Origin of the sequence: Denitratisoma sp. DHT3, from assembly GCF_007833355.1 — a bacterium.
In the GTDB taxonomy this organism is placed as follows: Bacteria; Pseudomonadota; Gammaproteobacteria; order Burkholderiales; family Rhodocyclaceae; genus Denitratisoma.
In genome coordinates, this window is sequence record NZ_CP020914.1 from 3,563,668 (window position 1) to 3,579,949 (window position 16,282).

A 16,282-nucleotide genomic window follows, 5' to 3' on the forward strand; every position below is an offset into this window, starting at 1 on the left:
GTGGCGTCGCCGACAACGCGAAATTTCGGGGGGGGAGAAAATGAAAATCGGCGTTTGCATGCCTTACATGGTTCGCGACTATGACCGCGAGCGCATCCTGAGCTGGGCCCGGAAGATCGACCAGGGGCCTTTCGACAGCCTCTCCTGCGGCGAACGCGTCACCGGTCATACCTACGAGATGCGCACGATCCTGGCCGCTTGCGCCGCCGTGACCGAGCGGGTGCGGATCATTCCGGCGCTGTACGTGCTGCCGATGCATTCGGCGGTGCTCTCGGCCAAGGAGATCGCCACCCTGGACGTGATTTCCAACGGGCGGGTGGGGGTGACGGTGGGCGTCGGCGGCCGCGAGAAGGACTACCGCGCGGTGGGTGCTCCCTTCGAGCGGCGTCATGAGCGGCTCGACCAGCAGGTGGCCCAGATGCGCCGGGTGTGGCGCGGCGAAACCCTATTTGAAGGCTGCGACGAGATCGGCCCCCGCTCGCCGCAGGGCGACCGGATTCCCGTCTATGCGGGCGCCATGGGGCCGAAGGCCCTGGCCCGCGCGGCGAAATGGGCCGACGGCGTCTATGGCGCCTCCATGGCCGGCGACCGGGAGGGCAGCGAGTGGATCTTCAGCGCCGCCAGGGCCGCCTGGCAGGCGGCGGGCCGCGCCGACAAGCCGTATCTGATCGGCAGTTTCTGGTATTCCCTGGCGCCCGACGCCAAGTCGGCCTTGCGGGACTACGTCTACGACTACATGAAGATCGCCGGCGAGGGCGTCGCCCGGCAATTTGCCGATTCCATGGTCCGCCACAGCCCCGACGCAATCCGCCAGGGGATCGAGAACCTGCGCGCCGCCGGCGCCGACGAAGTGCTGCTGGTGCCGGCCACCGCCCACTACGACGAAGTGGACCGGCTGGCGGAACTGCTCGTCTGATCGATCGGGGCCGCCGGCGTGCCGAACACGGCGCCCAGGGTCGGATAGAGGTTCTCCGCGCCGAGTTTCTCCAGCACCCCCGCGCGCTCCAGCTTCTGCCGCACGTTGGGCCGCAGCTCGCACAGCACCACGCGGGTCTTGTCGCGGCGGAAGTCCTCGATCAGTTCCGTCAGCGCCAGTATGCCGGTGGCGTCGATGAAGGGCACCCGCGCCATGCGCAGCACCACGGTGTCGGCGTGGCGCTGGATGCTGTCCAGCGTGCGTTGCAGCTTTTCCGCAGCGCCGAAGAAGAAGGGGCCGTCGATGGCATAGACCTGGGTGCGCGGCGGCAGCCGCAGGGCGCCGCCGTCTTCGTCTTCCGTCGGCGCGGCCTCCTGCACTTCCACCGCCTGGGCCATGCGGCTCATGAACAGCAGGGAGGCCAGGGCGACGCCGACGTTGACCGCGATCACCAGATCCACCAGCACGGTCAGGCTGAAGGTGATCAGCAGGATCGCCACGTCCTGGCGGGAAGCGGTGCGCAGCAGATGGCCGAAGTGGTGCAGCTCGCTCATGTTGTAGGCGACCACGAACAGGATCGCCGAGAGCGCGCAGAGGGGAATGTTGCTCGCCCAGGGCGCGAGGATCAGGATGATCAGCAGCAACACGACGGAATGCGTGATGCCGGCCAGAGGGCTGGTGGCGCCGGCGCGGATGTTGGTCGCGGTGCGGGCGATGGCGCCGGTGGCGGCGAAGCCGCCGAAGAGGGGGGCGCAGACGTTGGCGATGCCCTGGCCGATCAGTTCCTGGTTCGAGTCGTGGCGGGTGCCGGCCATGCCGTCGGCGACCACGGCGGAAAGCAGGGACTCGATGGCGCCCAGGAGGGCGATGGTGAAGGCCGGGCCGATCAGCTTGACCACGGTGGAAAGGCTCAGCTCGGGCCAGGTCAGGCCGGGCAGACTGTCGGGAATGCCGCCGAAGGCGCTGCCGATGGTGGCGACGCCTTCGAAGTGAAAGGTCGCCTGGACGCCGGTGGCCACCACCAGGGCCGCCAGCGGTGCGGGAATGCGCTTGAACAGGCGCGGCGTCAGCAGCAGCACCGCCAGGCTGAGCAGCGCCAGGCCGGTGGTGGGCAGATGCAGGCTGGGAAAGGCCTGGATCAGATGCGCCAGGTGCTGATGGAAATGCTCACCGCCGCCCACCGGCTTCAGACCGAAGAAATCCTTCCACTGGCCGACCCAGATGATCAGCCCGATGCCGGCGGTGAACCCGGTGATCACCGGATTGGGGATGTACTTGATCACCGAGCCGAAGCGCGCCACGCCCATGGCGATCAGGATCAGGCCGGCCATCAGGGTGGCCACCTGCAGGCCGGCGATGCCGTGCTTGGCGGTGATCCCGGCCAGGATGGCGATGAAGGCGCCGGTGGGGCCGGAGATCTGTAGCCTGCCGCCGCCGAAGACCGAGGTCATGAAGCCGGCGACGACCGCCGTGTAGAGTCCCTGCTCTGGCTTCGCGCCGCTGGCGATGGCGAAGGCCATCGCCAGCGGCAAGGCCACCACGCCGACCACCAGGCCGGCCAGCAGGTTGTTGAAGAGGTGTTCCCGGCTGAACAAGCCGGCTTTCCGGGCTTCAAGCAGCGCAATCATGGCAAAAAGAGGCCCCACGGGTCGCGCGGGGCTGGAAAAGTATAGTCAGGTCGACTACGGTTGTAATTGTATTCGCCTTTACGAGAAAAACAATTACAATATAATTATCATTAAATTTAAATGTGAAAGCTGAGTATGGAAAGCAAGACCGCCCGCCTGACCATCCTGGTCGATCCCCGCAAGAAGAAATTGTTCGAGGACATCTGCGCCGAACACGACATCACGCCGTCCCAGGTGGTGCGCAAGCTGATGCGCCAGTACATCTTCGAGAATGCCGGGGAGCGCAAGCTGCCCGACTGGCTGAAGGCGCCGAAGTAGGGGGGATGTGAAACTTCCCCCCTTCGCTCCCCCGGAGGGGCGAAGGGGGTGAGTCCACGATACCGACAGAGCTTTTCCGCCGGGCCGCCCCAAGGAAAAGCGGCACGCGGCGGCAGCCGCAACCTATCGGTGCCCCCACAACGCTCCCCCAAACACCCGAGCGCAGCGAGCCATATCGACCCCCCCGGCGGGGGGCGAAGGGGGGGAGTCCACGATACCGACAGAGCTTTTCCGCCGGGCCGTCCCAAGGAAAAGCGGCACGCGGCGGCAGCCGCAACCTATCGGTGCCCCCACAACGCTCCCCCAAACACCCGAGCGCAGCGAGCCATATCGAACCCCCCGGAGGGGGGCGAAGGGGGTGAGTCCACGATACCGACAGAGCTTTTCCGCCGGGCCGTCCCAAGGAAAAGCGGCACGCGGCGGCAGCCGCAACCTATCGGTGCCCCCACAACGCTCCCCCAAACACCCGAGCGCAGCGAGCCATATCGAACCCCCCGGAGGGGGGCGAAGGAGGTGAGTCCACGATACCGACAGAGCTTTTCCGCCGGGCCGCCCCAAGGAAAAGCGGCACGCGGCGGCAGCCGCAACCTATCGGTGCCCCCACAACGCTCCCCCAAACACCCGAGCGCAGCGAGCCATATCGAACCCCCCGGAGGGGGGCGAAGGGGGGCGAACCTTTATTCAGACGGCGGCCAGCGCCTGTTCCAGATCGGCGATCAGGTCGTCGATGTGCTCGATGCCGACGGACAGCCGCACCGTGTCCTCGGTGACCCCGGCTTTTTCCATCTCCGCCGGCGAGAGCTGGCGATGAGTGGTGGAGGCCGGGTGGCAGGCCAGGGATTTTGTATCGCCGATATTCACCAGGCGGGTGAATAGCTGCAATGCGTCCTGGAACTTGGTGCCGCCGGCGATGCCGCCCTCGACGCCGAACGTCAGGATGCCCGAGGGACGGCCGCCCATGTACTTCTGCGCCAGGGCGTGGTCGCGGTGGTCGGGCAGGCCGGCGTAGTTCACCCACTTCACTTTCTTGTGGCCCTTCAGATATTCGGCCACGCGCCGGGTGTTTTCGGTGATGCGGTCCATGCGCAGCGCCAGGGTCTCGACGCCCTGCATGATCAGGAAGGCGTTGAAGGGGGAAATCGCCGCGCCCATGTTGCGCAGCGGCACCACCCGGGCGCGGCCGATGAAGGCGGCGGGGCCGAGGGCCTCGGTATAGACGACGCCGTGGTAGGACACGTCGGGCTCGTTGAGGCGGCGGAAGCGTTCCTTGTGCTCGGCCCAGGGGAACTTGCCGCTGTCGACGATGATGCCGCCGATGCTGTTGCCGTGGCCTCCGAGGTATTTGGTGAGCGAGTGCACCACGATGTCGGCACCGTGCTCGAAGGGGCGGCACAGGTAGGGGGAGGGCACGGTGTTGTCCACGATCAGCGGCACGCCGTGCTTGTGGGCGATGGCGGCCAGGGGCTCGAAGTCGGTGATGTTGCCCAGCGGGTTGCCGATCGATTCGCAGTAGATGGCCTTGGTCCTGGCGTCGATCAGCTTTTCGAAGGAGGCCGGATCGCGGTAGTCGGCGAAGCGCACCTGGATGCCGAACTGGGGCAGGGTGTGGGCGAACAGGTTGTAGGTGCCGCCGTAGAGGGTGGCGGCGGAGATGATGTTGTCGCCGGTCTCGGCGATGGTCTGGATGGCGTAGGTGATGGCGGCCTGGCCGGAAGCCAGGGCGAGGCCGGCGATGCCGCCTTCCAGCTCGGCGACGCGCTTTTCCAGCACGTCCTGGGTCGGGTTCATGATCCGGGTGTAGATGTTCCCGGCCACCTTGAGGTCGAAGAGATCGGCGCCGTGCTGGGTATTGTCGAAGGCGTAGGACGTGGTCTGGTAAATGGGGACCGCGACGGCCTTGGTGGTGGGATCGGGGCTGTAGCCGGCATGGACGGCCAGGGTCTCGAACTTCATGGGCTTCCTCCTCAAAATGGATCGGCAAGTATAGCCGCGCCGCGGCCCGTCGCTATGGCATTGTTTTCATATGCTTGCGAGCGCGCGGCGGTCAGCCTCGGTCAGCTCGCCAAAGGGCCGCCAGCGTGATCTCCTCCGGGGCTGGGGCTTGACGCATGAATCGGTTTCCCTGGACGCGCGTTCCTGCCGGCTTCGCGGTGATGGGGGTATGCTTGCGGCGGGCATTTTCCTGTAAGGAATCTCTAAGCTGCCCGTGCCCATAATATGGCTCCGCAAAGGACAGGTCATGACCTTCAAGGCTTTTCTCAGCAGTCAGGACGACGGCAAGGTGTCGAGCCGATTCGTCCAGATGGAAGAAGAACAACTGGATGCAGGCGAAGTGACGATTCGCGTCGCCTATTCCGACGTGAATTACAAGGACGCCCTCTCCGCCACCGGGGCGGGGAGGATCATTCGGCGCTTCCCCTGCGTCGGCGGCATCGACCTGTCGGGCACGGTGACGGCCAGCCGGGATCCTCGCTTCAGCCCCGGCGACCAGGTGCTGTGCACCAGCTACGACCTCGGTGTGGCCCATCACGGCGGCTACGCAGAGCTGGCCAGGGTGCCCGCGGACTGGGTGGTGAAATTGCCGGTCGGCCTGAGCCTGTTCGACGCCATGGCCTACGGCACGGCGGGTTTCACCGCCGCCCTGGCGGTGGTGAGGATGGAACAGAACGGCCTGGCACCCGCCAACGGCCCGGTGCTGGTGACCGGCGCCACCGGTGGCGTGGGCAGCGTGGCCACCGCCATCCTGGCCCGGCTCGGCTACCGGGTGGTGGCCCTGACCGGCAAGGAAAGCGAGACCGACTACCTGAAGGACCTCGGCGCCGCCGAGGTGATGTTGCGTTCCAGCCTGGACCTCGGCCGCATCAAACCCCTGGACAAGGCCACCTGGGCCGGCGCCGTGGACAATCTGGGCGGGCCGGTGCTGGCGTGGCTGGCCAGCACCATGCAGGTGGGCGGCACCCTGGCCAGCGTGGGTCTGGCGGCCAGCGCCGATCTCGCCACCACGGTGATGCCCTTCATCCTGCGCGGCGTGAGCCTGCTCGGCGTCGATTCGGTCAATTGCCCGATGCCCCTGCGGGCCGAGGTCTGGCGCCGCCTGGCCGGCGACATGCGGCCGGCGCGGCTGGAGGCGATGACCCGAACCATCGAGTTTTCCCAGTTGCCCGACGTTTTCGATGCGTTCCTCCAGGCCCGGGTCAAGGGCCGCACGGTGGTGCGCATCAATCCATAAGCCGGCCAAGTCAAGGTCAAAGAGGAGATGCTTCGATGAAGGGCTTTGCCGGTCGGCTGGAAAAGCAGCAGAAAGGCCCGCCCCCTCCCGGCCTCCTCTCGGGGGGTGGAGGTGACGGAGTCGGCTCGTTGCGCTCGAACATTTGACCTGCCGTTCCAATTGGCTATTTCACGATAACAAGGAGGAGACATGACCCGCTATCAGGACTTCTATCGCCAGTCGATCGAGCAGCCGGACGCCTTCTGGCGCGAACAGGCCCAGTTGGTGGATTGGGAGCGGCCTTTCGACCGGGTCTGCGACTTCTCCCGTCCGCCGTTCGCCAAGTGGTTCGTCGGCGGCCGCACCAACCTCTGCCACAACGCGGTGGACCGCCACGCCGCGCGGCGTCCCGAGGCGCCGGCGCTGGTGTATCTGTCGACGGAGACCCAGCAGGAGCGGACCTACAGCTTCGCCGAGCTGCGAACCGAAGTGATGCGCATGGCGGCGATCATGAAGTCGCTCGGCGTGGAGCGCGGCGACCGGGTGCTGATCTACATGCCGATGATCGCCGAGGCCGCCTTCGCGATGCTGGCCTGCGCCCGCATCGGCGCCATTCACTCGGTGGTCTTCGGCGGGTTTGCTTCCGGCTCTTTGGCCACCCGCATCGACGACGCCCAACCCAAGTTGATCGTCTCCGCCGAGGCCGGGATGCGCAACGGCAAGGAGGTGCCCTACAAGCATCTGCTCGACGACGCCATCGCGCAGAGCAAGTGCCCGCCGCAGAAGGTGCTGATGGTGGACCGCGGGCTGCATGCCGGCTGGCACCGGGTCGCCGGTCGCGACGAGGATTACGCGGCGCTGCGCGCCCGGCACATGGACGCCGACGTCCCCTGCGAATGGCTGGAGTCCTCGGAGCCGTCCTACATCCTGTACACCTCCGGCACCACGGGCAAGCCCAAGGGTGTGCAGCGCGATACCGGGGGCTATGCGGTGGCCCTCGCGTCCTCGATGAGGCACATCTACTGCGGCGGCGAGGGCGAGACCATGTTCACCACCTCGGACATCGGCTGGGTGGTGGGGCATTCCTACATCGTCTACGGGCCGTTGATCGCCGGCATGACCACCATCATGTACGAGGGCACGCCGTTGCGCCCCGACGCCGGCATCTGGTGGAGCATCGCCGAGCGTTTCAAGGTGAATGTGATGTTCTCGTCGCCCACTGCGGCGCGGGTGCTGAAGAAGCAGGACCCGGCCTATCTGCACAAGTACGACCTGTCCGCCCTCAAGTATCTGTTCCTGGCCGGCGAACCCCTGGACCAGCCCACGCATGAATGGATCATGGGCGAGCTGGGCAAGCCGGTGATCGACAATTACTGGCAGACCGAGACCGGCTGGCCGATGCTGTCCACGGTGCGGGGCGTGGAGGACACGCCGATCCGCTTCGGCACCCCGGCCTTCCCGGTGTTCGGCTACAACCTGAAGATCTTCCGCGAGGACGGCTCGGAGTGCGACGCCAACGAAAAGGGCATCGTCGGCGTGGTGCCGCCCCTGCCGCCGGGCTGCCTGTCCACCGTCTGGGGCGACGACGAGCGTTTCGTCAAGACCTATTTCAGCCTGTTCAAGGAACCGCTGGTCTATTCCTCCTTCGACTGGGGCATCCGCGACGAAGCGGGTTATCACTTCATCCTCGGCCGCACCGACGACGTGATCAACGTGGCCGGGCACCGCCTCGGCACGCGGGAGATCGAGGAGGCGGTGCAGGGGCATCCGGCCATTGCCGAAGTCGCGGTGGTGGGCGTGCAGGATGCGGTGAAGGGGCAGATGCCGATCGCCTTCGCCGTGGTCAAGGACGCGTCCCGGGTGGCCGACGGCGCCGGGCGCGCGGCGCTGGAGAAGGAGGTGATGAAGGCGGTGGACGACAGCCTGGGCGCCATCGCCCGGCCGGGCCGCGTGTATTTCGTCGGCCTGCTGCCCAAGACCCGCTCCGGCAAGCTGTTGCGCCGCTCCCTCCAGGCCGTGGCCGAAGGGCGGGATCCGGGGGATTTGACCACCATCGAGGACCAGTCCGCCCTGGAACAGATCAGGAATGCCCTGGCCGAATAAAGAAACTCTCCCGGAGGCTTGTTTGGAGTGGCTTGTCGCCATATAATCGCCGCCTTTTTCCGATTTCCAAGGGAACGACATGGTTGTCATTCGTCTCGCCCGTAGCGGCGCCAAGAAGCGCCCCTTCTACAACATGGTGGTGACCGATTCGCGCAATCGCCGCGACGGTCGCTTTGTCGAGCGCATCGGCTTTTACAACCCCGTGGCCTCTGAAAGCGAGCAGGGCCTGGTGGTGAACGTCGAGCGCCTGGCCTACTGGCAGGGCACCGGCGCCCAGTTGTCGCCGACCGCCGCCCGTCTGGTCAAGCAGTTCAACGCCAAGAAGGCCGCCTGAGCCGGCTGTCGGCCAGCATGATCGTGCTGGGGCGCGTCGTCGCCCCGTTCGGTGTGCAGGGATGGGTTCATATCCATCCTTTCGGCGACGATCCCGCCTCCTGGCGCCGGATGTCCCGTTGGTGGCTGGGCAGCGACCCGGACGGCGCGGATTGGCGTGCCCTGGACCTGCTGGACCTCAAGCCCCACGGTGACGGTTGGGTGGCCTGCTTTTACGGCATCGCCGACCGGGCCGGCGCGGAGGGACTGAAAGGGCTTTACGTGGGCTCCCCCCGGGAGGACCTGCCCAAGCCCGAGGAAGGCGAGTATTACTGGGCCGATCTGATCGGCCTGAGCGTGGTCAATTCGCAGGGCGAGACCCTGGGCAAGGTGGCGTCGCTGATCGCGACCGGCGCCAACGACGTGCTGGTGGTGCGGGACGGCGAGCAGGAGCGCCTGCTGCCCTTCATCGACCAGGTGGTGAAAAGCGTGGATAAGCCGGCCGGCCGCATCCGCGTGGATTGGGGAAACGACTGGTGACCTTGCGTTTCGACGCCATCACCCTGTTTCCCGAGATGTTTTCGGCGGTGACTGCTTCGGGCATCACGCGGCGGGCGCTGGAGCGGGGACTGTGGTCCCTGCGGTGCTGGAACCCGCGGGACGCGACGACGGACAATCATCGCACGGTGGACGATCGCCCCTACGGCGGCGGGCCCGGCATGGTGATGCTGCCCGGCCCCCTGGAGCGGACCATCGTGGCGGCGCGGGCCGCGCGGCAGGAGCAAGGTCTGGGTGGCAGGGTGATCTACCTGTCGCCCCAGGGTGAGCCGCTCACCCACGGCAAGGTGCTGGAACTGGCGGCGGGCGAGGGGGCCATCCTCCTCTGCGGGCGTTATGAAGGCGTGGACGAGCGGTTGATCGCGCGTTGCGTGGATGAGGAGATTTCGCTGGGCGATTTCGTCCTCTCCGGCGGGGAGTTGCCGGCCCTGGCCCTGATCGACGCCTGCGTGCGGCAGTTGCCGGGCGCGCTGAACGACGGCGCCTCGGCGGTGGAAGAGTCCTTCGCCGCGGGACTCCTCGATTGTCCGCATTACACGCGGCCCGAGGAATATGAAGGAATGCGGGTGCCGGAGGTGCTGCTCTCCGGCAACCATGAGCAGATCCGGCGCTGGCGCCTGAAACAGGCGCTGGGACGGACCTGGCGGCGACGCTCCGATCTGCTGGAGCGCCGCGGCCTGAGCAGCGAGGAGGCGCGACTGCTGGCGGAATACCAGCGGGAGCGCCAATAACGAAAGGCGTGCATCAGGTCAGCCTGCTCTGCGCGAAAGGCCACCGGCCATGACTATTTGGAGTGCAACATGAATCTGATCCAGCAACTGGAGCAAGAAGAAATCGCCCGCCTGGGCAAGAGCGTCCCCGAGTTCGCCCCCGGCGACACCGTGATCGTCCAGGTCAAGGTGAAGGAAGGCAACCGCGAGCGTCTGCAGGCGTATGAAGGCGTGGTGATCGCCAAGCGCAACCGCGGCCTCAACTCCAGCTTCATCGTGCGCAAGATTTCCGCCGGTGAAGGCGTGGAGCGCACTTTCCAGACCTACTCGCCGCTGATCGCCAGCGTCGAGGTCAAGCGTCGCGGCGACGTGCGTCGCGCCAAGCTCTACTACCTGCGCAGCCGTTCCGGCAAGTCGGCCCGCATCAAGGAAAAGCTCACCATCAAGGCCCGCTGATCCGGGTTCGCGCAAGACTCGGTTGGCTGAAAGGAACGGGGCGTATCATCGCCCCGTTCTGCTTTTGAGGGTTCGCTCCATGCGTTTGTTTCCAGCCCTGGCTCTGGCCGCGTTTCTGGCCGGTTGTGCCGCCAATCCCATATCCGGCCGCAGCCAGTTGCTGCTGGTGTCGGAAAGTTCCGCGATCGCCGACTCGATCCAGGCCTATCAGGGCATGGTCGGCAAGCTGGAAAAGGAAGGCAAGATCAGCCATGACGCGAAACTGAACGCGCGGGTCCAGCGCATCACCGACCGCCTGATCGACCAGGCGGTTCTGTATCGCCCGGAGACGCGAGACTGGGCCTGGAGCGTCAAGGTGATCGAGGATCCCAAGACCATCAACGCTTGGTGCATGCCGGGCGGCAAGATGGCCATCTATACGGGATTGATCGAGAAGATCAAGCCGACGGACGACGAACTGGCCCAGATCATGGGACACGAGATTTCCCATGCCCTGCTCAAGCACGGTGCGGAAAAGATGTCGATGCAGATGGCGGCTGGCGTGGCGGCGATCGCCATCGGTGTTTCGGGCAGCAACAGCGGCAACGGCGGCAAGCGTCAGGCCGGCGCCGAATTGGCGCTCCTGGGGCTGGTGCTGCTGCCAAACAGCCGGGGCGCGGAATCGGAAGCCGACCGGATCGGCCTGGAACTGGCGGCTCGGGCAGGTTTCCATCCCCATGCCGCGGTGACGCTATGGGAAAAGATGATGCAGGCCAGCGGCGACAATTCCCGTTTCGACTGGTTGAGCACCCACCCCGCCTCGTCCAAGCGCCTGGAGGAACTGTCCGCCCAGGAACTCGACATATTGCCGTTCTACGAGGCGGCACCCAAACGTCAGGCACCCAGCCGCGCCTGGACCAGCACCTCCCCCAACGAGCGGTTGATCAGCCCCGCCCGCTAGCTGGAGATCGATACTGGCCCGATGTGACGGACGGGGTCTCAGCCGTTCGTCAACTGGAAGTGGGAAACCGAATCCGACAGTTGTCCGGAGAGTTCCCGCAGATGGCCGGCGGCGGTGCTGGTGCGCTCGACCACCCGGTGATTGCGCTCCGCCATCTGGGCCATCTGCTCGACGTTGCCGGTGATTTTCACGCTGGCGACGCTTTGTTCGCTGACCGACGTGGCTATGTTGTCGATGCCCTCCGCGGACCGCAGCGCGGCCTGGTCCGCTTCCGAGAGCGAGGCAATGACCATCTGCACATGGCGCTTGCTGCTGTCGAGGGCCTGCATTCCTTCCGAAATGGCGCCTGCGACGTGACCTGAGCGCTCGGTCAGGACCCGGTTGACGGAATCGATCTCGTTGACCGACTGTCCGGATTTCTCCGCCAGTTTGCGCACCTCGTCGGCGACGACCGCGAATCCCCGTCCCTGCTCGCCCGCGCGGGCCGCTTCGATGGCGGCATTGAGGGCCAGCAGGTTGGTCTGCTCGGCAATCTCGCGCACCTGCCGGGTCATTTCGGTGATCGCCTTGCTGCTGTCGGTGAATTCCTGGAACGTGGTGCCGATGGTTTCCACGGTGCGGCCGAGCATTTCGATCTCGCCGGAAAGCTGGTTCAGGTTGCCGACGCTTTCCCGGGTCCGGGTCTGGCTCGACTTCGCCAGTTCCCTGATTTCGGTGGCGCCGCCGGCGACCGATTCGATGCTGGCGGTGATCTGCTGGACTGAAACGGCGGTCGAGGCGGCCGCGACGGATTGCTGGGACGAGGATTCGGTCACCTCGTTGGCCGCGGCGACCAGCTGCCCGGAGGAAGAGGACAGCGCGTCGGCCACGCCGCGCACCGACGAGACGGTATTCGCCAGGCTTTCCTTCATGCGCTGCAGGGTTCGCAACAGCTGGCCGGTCTCATCCGTCGTCGAGACGCGCACGTGGGAGCACAGATCGCCGGCCGCGACATCCGCCGCCACCTGGGCCGCATAGGCCAGCGGCCGGGTGATGCTGCGGCTGATCCAGACGGCAAGCCCCACGGCGATGCCCGTGGCGAGGAGGGTGAACACCAGGAATATGGTCATGGTCCGCTTGAAGGTGGCCTGGGCATTCATCGCCAACGTATTGTTCTGCTTCTCCTGGAAGTCGATCATCGCCTGGATCGCGTCGTACCAGTCGTTCTGCAAGGACTGCACCGTTTCCTTCAGTTCCTTCGCGGCTTCGGCGACGCCTGCTGTTTTCGACACTTCGACTGCTGTGTCGGTGGCCTTGCCGGAGGGTCCTCGATGAGTGTCGATTTCGGTGTGAATCTTCCGCTCCTCGGGCGAGCGCAGCAGCTTTTCCATCGCCTGATAGCTGACCATGTAGTCGGCCCGGGCTTTTTCGATCCGGTTCAACTGCGCCTTTACGAAGTTCTCATTGTTCTGGTACAGCAATACGTTACGCACCGAACGCATGATCACGTTCAGTTGCTCGCGCAGGTCCTGGGACAGGGCCAGCTTCTTGTTGTTCTCATTGACCGATATCTCAAACTGGCTGGCCAGATTGTTGACCGCGCTATAGCCGATGCCAGCCAATGCGATCAGGAAAGCGACAACGATCAGGAATGCAACATTCAGCCGAGGGCCGATATTCAGTTTGCTCAACATGTCATTGTTCCTTGGAAAGGAAAATCGATGGACCCGTTCCCGGTGGTACTGGCGGCCGCGTCAACGTCCCTTGAAGGTCAATTGGACTTCGGTGGTATCGGTCGTGCCGGTGGGTTCATAGCGCCAGCGCATCACGGCGCGCGTCACCGCCTTGTCGAAGATGCGTTTGGGCTGGGCATCGAGAATTTCCGCGCCGGTCACGGAACCATCGCCGGCAATCGTGATGCGGACCTTCACCGAGCCGCTGTCGATGCCTTCGTCGAGCGCTTCGGAGGGGAAGACGGGCGGCTCCTTGGAAATCGCTTTGCGAGCGGACTGGGCCATGCCGTCCGCCGACCAGCCGGCGGCAAGCCCAACGACGAGCGCGGCAGACATCATCCAGCGCAATGCCGCACCCCGTGCGGAAGTGGCGGGAACGGACACATTGGCGTTGGAACTGGGCGGTACTCGATCACAAAACATTTCTGGTCTCCTGGTAAAAATCAGCAAGGCAATCGTGAGCCTGGCGTTCTGCTTCAATGCATGGGATGGGGAATTCGGCCACGGTCGTTATCCGGGTTTTCCGACAGCGAACGGGCCATGGACGCGGGTCGCCATCGGCTTCAGGGAGCGGGCATCCGGCTTGCGGATGGAAAGTCCGGCGACTGTCGTGCACGACTGGGTTGCATCGACAGACGCACGAGTTCCGTTCAATGCCTCCGTCATGATAATCTCCTCTACTGGCGAATGACTTGCCTGGGGGCAAGTACCGCGCGTTTTTTTAGTTCTCGCTGCGTCAGCGCGAATGCATTCTAGTGTAATTGACACGTTGGGGTCCATATGGTGGCTGTCGATAGCTCACCCTATGACGCGATTACCATGAAATATGAACGGTTATTGCGAATTCCGGAGGGAAACTCCCGCCGCTCGCCACGTTGAATCCTTCCCCAGGCCGTCCTCAGGATTTCCACAGCCTATCCACAGAATCCCCTTGATCCTTCACAGGTTTATCAACAGCCCATGAGGCTGTGCCGGGGTAGACTCCGGCCCTGTCTTCAAGGAGTTTTCATGGCCCACGTCCGCCCCTTTCAGGTGTCTTCCCAGCCCGATCCCCAGATGGTGGCGCTCAAGCTGCCGCCGCATTCCATCGAGGCGGAACAGTCGCTGATCGGCGGCCTGTTGCTCGACAATTCGGCCTGGGACCGCATCGGCGACGTGGTGAACGAGGCCGACTTCTACCGGGACGACCATCGCCGCATCTTCGGCCACATCCGCAAGCTGGTGGAAACCGGCCGGCCGGCGGACGTGGTGACCGTCTACGAGTCCATCGAAAAATCCAACGAGGTCGAGCAGACCGGCGGCCTGGCCTATCTGGGCGAGATCGCCAACAACACGCCGTCCGCCGCCAACATCCGTCGCTACGCGGAGATCGTCCATGAACGGGCGGTGCTCAGAAAGCTGGTGACCGTCGGTGACGAGATCGCCGCCAGCGCCCTCAATCCGGCGGGACGGGACGTCAAGCAGCTGCTGGACCAGGCGGAGCAGAAGGTGTTCGAGATCGCCGAGGCCGGCGCCAAGAACGTGCAGGGCTTCATCGCCATTCCCCAGGTGCTGGGCCAGGTGGTGGACAAGATCCAGCAGCTCTACGACCGCGACGACCCCTCCGACGTGACCGGCGTGCCCACCGGCTTCATCGATCTGGACAAGATGACCTCGGGCCTCCAGCCGGGGGACATGATCGTGGTGGCGGGCCGCCCCTCCATGGGCAAGACCGCCTTCGCCCTCAACATCGCCGAGTACGTGGGCGTCGAGATGCGCCTGCCGGTGGCGATCTTCTCCCTGGAAATGTCGGGGCCCCAGCTGGCCATGCGTTTCCTCTCCTCCCTGGGGCGGCTGGACCAGCACAAGCTGCGCACCGGGCGCCTGGGCGACGAGGAGTGGGACAAGATGACCGTGGCCCTGGGCAAGCTTCACGACGCCCCGATCCACATCGACGAGACCGGCGCCATCAGCCCCTCGGACCTGCGCGCCCGGGCCCGCCGGCTGCATCGCCAGTGCGGCAAGCTGGGCCTGATCGTGATCGACTACATTCAGTTGATGAGCTCCTCCAAGGATGGCGAGAACCGGGCGACGGAAGTGTCGGAAATCTCCCGCTCCATCAAGGCCCTGGCCAAGGAACTGGAAGTGCCGGTGATCGCGCTGTCCCAGCTGTCGCGCAAGGTGGAGGAGCGCAACGACAAGCGCCCGCTGATGAGCGATTTGCGCGAATCCGGCGCCATCGAGCAGGATGCGGACATGATCCTGATGATGTACCGCGACGACTACTACAACAAGGACAGCCAGCACAAAGGCATGGCCGAGGTGATCATCGGCAAGCACCGGAACGGCCCCACCGGCACGGTGCAGCTCACCTTCCTGGGCGAATACACCAAGTTCCAGAACTGCGCCAACGCCGGCAACTACTGAGCCTGCCGCAGGAGTCCGGGTTGCGGACCCTCCCCGCGAGAGGCCGCGCCAGCGCGGCGCGGCCCTGCGTGTTCATCGGCACCGGCGGCGGCCGGCCATCGTTCCCTACTGCACCACCAGCACGTCGCACTTCGAGTCGGCCAGGACATGGCGCGTGACGCTGCCCAGGAGCAGTTCCTCGGCCAGCAACTGGCCATGCTTGCCGACGACGATCAGATCGGCGTCGAATTCGGCCTCCTTGGCGAGAATGACCGGCGCCGGGCTGCCGCGCTCGACCGTGCGGTAGATCCGATCGGAGTCACGCCCGCAGCCCTGGATCATGGCGTCGATGCTGGCGAGCGCTTTTTGCCGGGCCTGGTTGCGGTACCGTCGAAGGTCGTCGTCGCTGACGCCGGCGAGCCAGAGCTTGCCTTCGAACAATGCCTCGAACGCATGGACCAGGGTGATTTCCGCCGTCGGGGCGATGGCGATGGCCCGTGCCAGGGCGATCGCCGAATGAGGCGAGAAGTCCACCGGTACGAGCACGCGCTGATACGGTCCGCGGCGGGCCTGCTTGACCACCAGAACCGGCTGCCTGCATTTGTTCAGCAAGCGTTCCGCGGTGGTTCCCAGAATCAGGTCGCGCAGCGGATTCGAGCCCTTGCCTCCCAGCACCAGCAGTTCCCGCTGTCTGGATGCCGCGAGAATCTCATCCAGCACGTGGCCGACCTTGACGGTCGCGGCGACGCCTGTTCCCGTCAATAGACGGGCCGTCGATGCCAACTCGTTCAGCGTCGCCTGGGCATCCTCCACCAGCTTCGCCTCGGCATCGGGCATCAACTGGAACAATTCCCGCAGCGATTTCAACGAGGGGCCGCTCATCACGTGCAGCAACTCGAGTTCCCCGCCTTGCTCCACAGCCAGGGAGGCCGCGCGGTCGACGGCGCGGCGGGCGTCGTCGGAAAAGTCTGTCGCAGCCAGAATGGATTTGAAAGTCGTCATGAGTTTCCTCCTCGGGTCGATGTGTGAATCCGCA

General features: G+C 65.2%; 16 protein-coding genes. 11 read left to right on the forward strand and 5 right to left on the reverse strand.

Annotation, left to right across the window (positions count from 1 at the left end):
- Positions 1 to 58 precede the first annotated feature (58 nt).
- Positions 59 to 916 (forward strand): LLM class flavin-dependent oxidoreductase, encoded by an 858-nt coding sequence (locus B9N43_RS16495; RefSeq protein ID WP_222428762.1) that lies wholly within the window; start codon positions 59 to 61, stop codon positions 914 to 916.
- Here the strand turns inward: B9N43_RS16495 and B9N43_RS16500 are convergent.
- Entirely contained in the window at positions 877 to 2,544 is a 1,668-nt protein-coding gene (locus B9N43_RS16500) for a SulP family inorganic anion transporter (protein WP_145843302.1), read from the reverse strand. The genes B9N43_RS16495 and B9N43_RS16500 overlap by 40 nt on opposite strands.
- Before the next feature lie 135 nt (positions 2,545 to 2,679).
- Here B9N43_RS16500 and B9N43_RS16505 point away from each other — a divergent pair, with 135 nt between their 5' ends.
- On the forward strand, positions 2,680 to 2,862 hold the full coding sequence (locus tag B9N43_RS16505) for a CopG family transcriptional regulator (protein ID WP_145843303.1): 183 nt from the start codon (positions 2,680 to 2,682) through the stop codon (positions 2,860 to 2,862).
- A 681-nt stretch (positions 2,863 to 3,543) separates the two neighbouring features.
- Here B9N43_RS16505 and B9N43_RS16510 read toward each other — a convergent pair.
- Complete coding sequence (locus tag B9N43_RS16510; RefSeq protein WP_145843304.1) at positions 3,544 to 4,815, reverse strand: O-acetylhomoserine aminocarboxypropyltransferase/cysteine synthase family protein; 1,272 nt, start codon at positions 4,813 to 4,815, stop codon at positions 3,544 to 3,546.
- Between the two features lie 286 nt (positions 4,816 to 5,101).
- Between B9N43_RS16510 and B9N43_RS16515 the strand changes: the two genes are divergently transcribed.
- The 7 genes from B9N43_RS16515 to B9N43_RS16545 all read left to right on the forward strand — a co-directional run bounded on the left by B9N43_RS16515 (position 5,102) and on the right by B9N43_RS16545 (position 11,149).
- A complete protein-coding gene (locus B9N43_RS16515; RefSeq protein WP_145843305.1) occupies positions 5,102 to 6,091 on the forward strand; it encodes an oxidoreductase in 990 nt (329 codons plus the stop codon).
- Positions 6,092 to 6,280: 189 nt separating this feature from the next.
- On the forward strand, positions 6,281 to 8,173 hold the full coding sequence (locus B9N43_RS16520; RefSeq protein ID WP_145843306.1) for a propionate--CoA ligase: 1,893 nt from the start codon (positions 6,281 to 6,283) through the stop codon (positions 8,171 to 8,173).
- A gap of 79 nt (positions 8,174 to 8,252) precedes the next feature.
- The gene (gene rpsP / locus B9N43_RS16525) at positions 8,253 to 8,507 is read left to right on the forward strand and encodes a 30S ribosomal protein S16 (protein ID WP_145843307.1); all 255 of its coding nucleotides are present in this window, start codon (positions 8,253 to 8,255) and stop codon (positions 8,505 to 8,507) included.
- Between the two features lie 17 nt (positions 8,508 to 8,524).
- Entirely contained in the window at positions 8,525 to 9,025 is a 501-nt protein-coding gene (gene rimM / locus B9N43_RS16530) for a ribosome maturation factor RimM (RefSeq protein ID WP_145843309.1), read from the forward strand.
- The gene (trmD, locus tag B9N43_RS16535) at positions 9,019 to 9,774 is read left to right on the forward strand and encodes a tRNA (guanosine(37)-N1)-methyltransferase TrmD (protein ID WP_409994735.1); all 756 of its coding nucleotides are present in this window, start codon (positions 9,019 to 9,021) and stop codon (positions 9,772 to 9,774) included. The genes rimM and trmD overlap by 7 nt, the downstream gene beginning before the upstream one ends.
- A gap of 69 nt (positions 9,775 to 9,843) precedes the next feature.
- Positions 9,844 to 10,209, forward strand: a complete 366-nt coding sequence (gene rplS, locus B9N43_RS16540; protein WP_145843310.1) for a 50S ribosomal protein L19 — start codon at positions 9,844 to 9,846, stop codon at positions 10,207 to 10,209.
- A 79-nt stretch (positions 10,210 to 10,288) separates the two neighbouring features.
- Positions 10,289 to 11,149, forward strand: a complete 861-nt coding sequence (locus B9N43_RS16545) for a M48 family metallopeptidase (protein ID WP_145843311.1) — start codon at positions 10,289 to 10,291, stop codon at positions 11,147 to 11,149.
- A 38-nt stretch (positions 11,150 to 11,187) separates the two neighbouring features.
- Here the strand turns inward: B9N43_RS16545 and B9N43_RS16550 are convergent, their stop codons facing one another.
- Both B9N43_RS16550 and B9N43_RS17260 read right to left on the reverse strand, forming a co-directional pair.
- A complete protein-coding gene (locus tag B9N43_RS16550) occupies positions 11,188 to 12,822 on the reverse strand; it encodes a methyl-accepting chemotaxis protein (RefSeq protein WP_145843312.1) in 1,635 nt (544 codons plus the stop codon).
- Between the two features lie 60 nt (positions 12,823 to 12,882).
- The gene (locus B9N43_RS17260; protein ID WP_186453884.1) at positions 12,883 to 13,146 is read right to left on the reverse strand and encodes an energy transducer TonB; all 264 of its coding nucleotides are present in this window, start codon (positions 13,144 to 13,146) and stop codon (positions 12,883 to 12,885) included.
- On the opposite strand from B9N43_RS17260, the gene B9N43_RS17265 reads away from it, so the two are divergent.
- Together B9N43_RS17265 and dnaB are read left to right on the forward strand one after the other, a co-directional pair.
- Complete coding sequence (locus B9N43_RS17265) at positions 13,145 to 13,552, forward strand: hypothetical protein (protein ID WP_186453885.1); 408 nt, start codon at positions 13,145 to 13,147, stop codon at positions 13,550 to 13,552. The two genes, B9N43_RS17260 and B9N43_RS17265, sit on opposite strands and share 2 nt — an antisense overlap.
- 317 nt (positions 13,553 to 13,869) lie before the next feature.
- Positions 13,870 to 15,267: a replicative DNA helicase gene (gene dnaB / locus B9N43_RS16560; RefSeq protein ID WP_145843314.1), complete on the forward strand. Its 1,398-nt coding sequence runs from the start codon at positions 13,870 to 13,872 to the stop codon at positions 15,265 to 15,267.
- A gap of 105 nt (positions 15,268 to 15,372) precedes the next feature.
- Here dnaB and B9N43_RS16565 read toward each other — a convergent pair whose 3' ends face one another.
- Complete coding sequence (locus B9N43_RS16565; protein WP_145843315.1) at positions 15,373 to 16,248, reverse strand: universal stress protein; 876 nt, start codon at positions 16,246 to 16,248, stop codon at positions 15,373 to 15,375.
- Positions 16,249 to 16,282: the final 34 nt, after the last annotated feature.

Coding starts and splice junctions, on each gene's coding strand:
- B9N43_RS16495 (WP_222428762.1), top strand. CDS start 59: ATGCCTTACATGGTTCGCGACTATGACCGCGAGCGCATCCTGAGCTGG.
- B9N43_RS16500 (WP_145843302.1), bottom strand. CDS start 2,544: ATGATTGCGCTGCTTGAAGCCCGGAAAGCCGGCTTGTTCAGCCGGGAA.
- B9N43_RS16505 (WP_145843303.1), top strand. CDS start 2,680: ATGGAAAGCAAGACCGCCCGCCTGACCATCCTGGTCGATCCCCGCAAG.
- B9N43_RS16510 (WP_145843304.1), bottom strand. CDS start 4,815: ATGAAGTTCGAGACCCTGGCCGTCCATGCCGGCTACAGCCCCGATCCC.
- B9N43_RS16515 (WP_145843305.1), top strand. CDS start 5,102: ATGACCTTCAAGGCTTTTCTCAGCAGTCAGGACGACGGCAAGGTGTCG.
- B9N43_RS16520 (WP_145843306.1), top strand. CDS start 6,281: ATGACCCGCTATCAGGACTTCTATCGCCAGTCGATCGAGCAGCCGGAC.
- rpsP (WP_145843307.1), top strand. CDS start 8,253: ATGGTTGTCATTCGTCTCGCCCGTAGCGGCGCCAAGAAGCGCCCCTTC.
- rimM (WP_145843309.1), top strand. CDS start 8,525: ATGATCGTGCTGGGGCGCGTCGTCGCCCCGTTCGGTGTGCAGGGATGG.
- rplS (WP_145843310.1), top strand. CDS start 9,844: ATGAATCTGATCCAGCAACTGGAGCAAGAAGAAATCGCCCGCCTGGGC.
- B9N43_RS16545 (WP_145843311.1), top strand. CDS start 10,289: ATGCGTTTGTTTCCAGCCCTGGCTCTGGCCGCGTTTCTGGCCGGTTGT.
- B9N43_RS16550 (WP_145843312.1), bottom strand. CDS start 12,822: ATGTTGAGCAAACTGAATATCGGCCCTCGGCTGAATGTTGCATTCCTG.
- B9N43_RS17265 (WP_186453885.1), top strand. CDS start 13,145: ATGCCGTCCGCCGACCAGCCGGCGGCAAGCCCAACGACGAGCGCGGCA.
- B9N43_RS17260 (WP_186453884.1), bottom strand. CDS start 13,146: ATGGCCCAGTCCGCTCGCAAAGCGATTTCCAAGGAGCCGCCCGTCTTC.
- dnaB (WP_145843314.1), top strand. CDS start 13,870: ATGGCCCACGTCCGCCCCTTTCAGGTGTCTTCCCAGCCCGATCCCCAG.
- B9N43_RS16565 (WP_145843315.1), bottom strand. CDS start 16,248: ATGACGACTTTCAAATCCATTCTGGCTGCGACAGACTTTTCCGACGAC.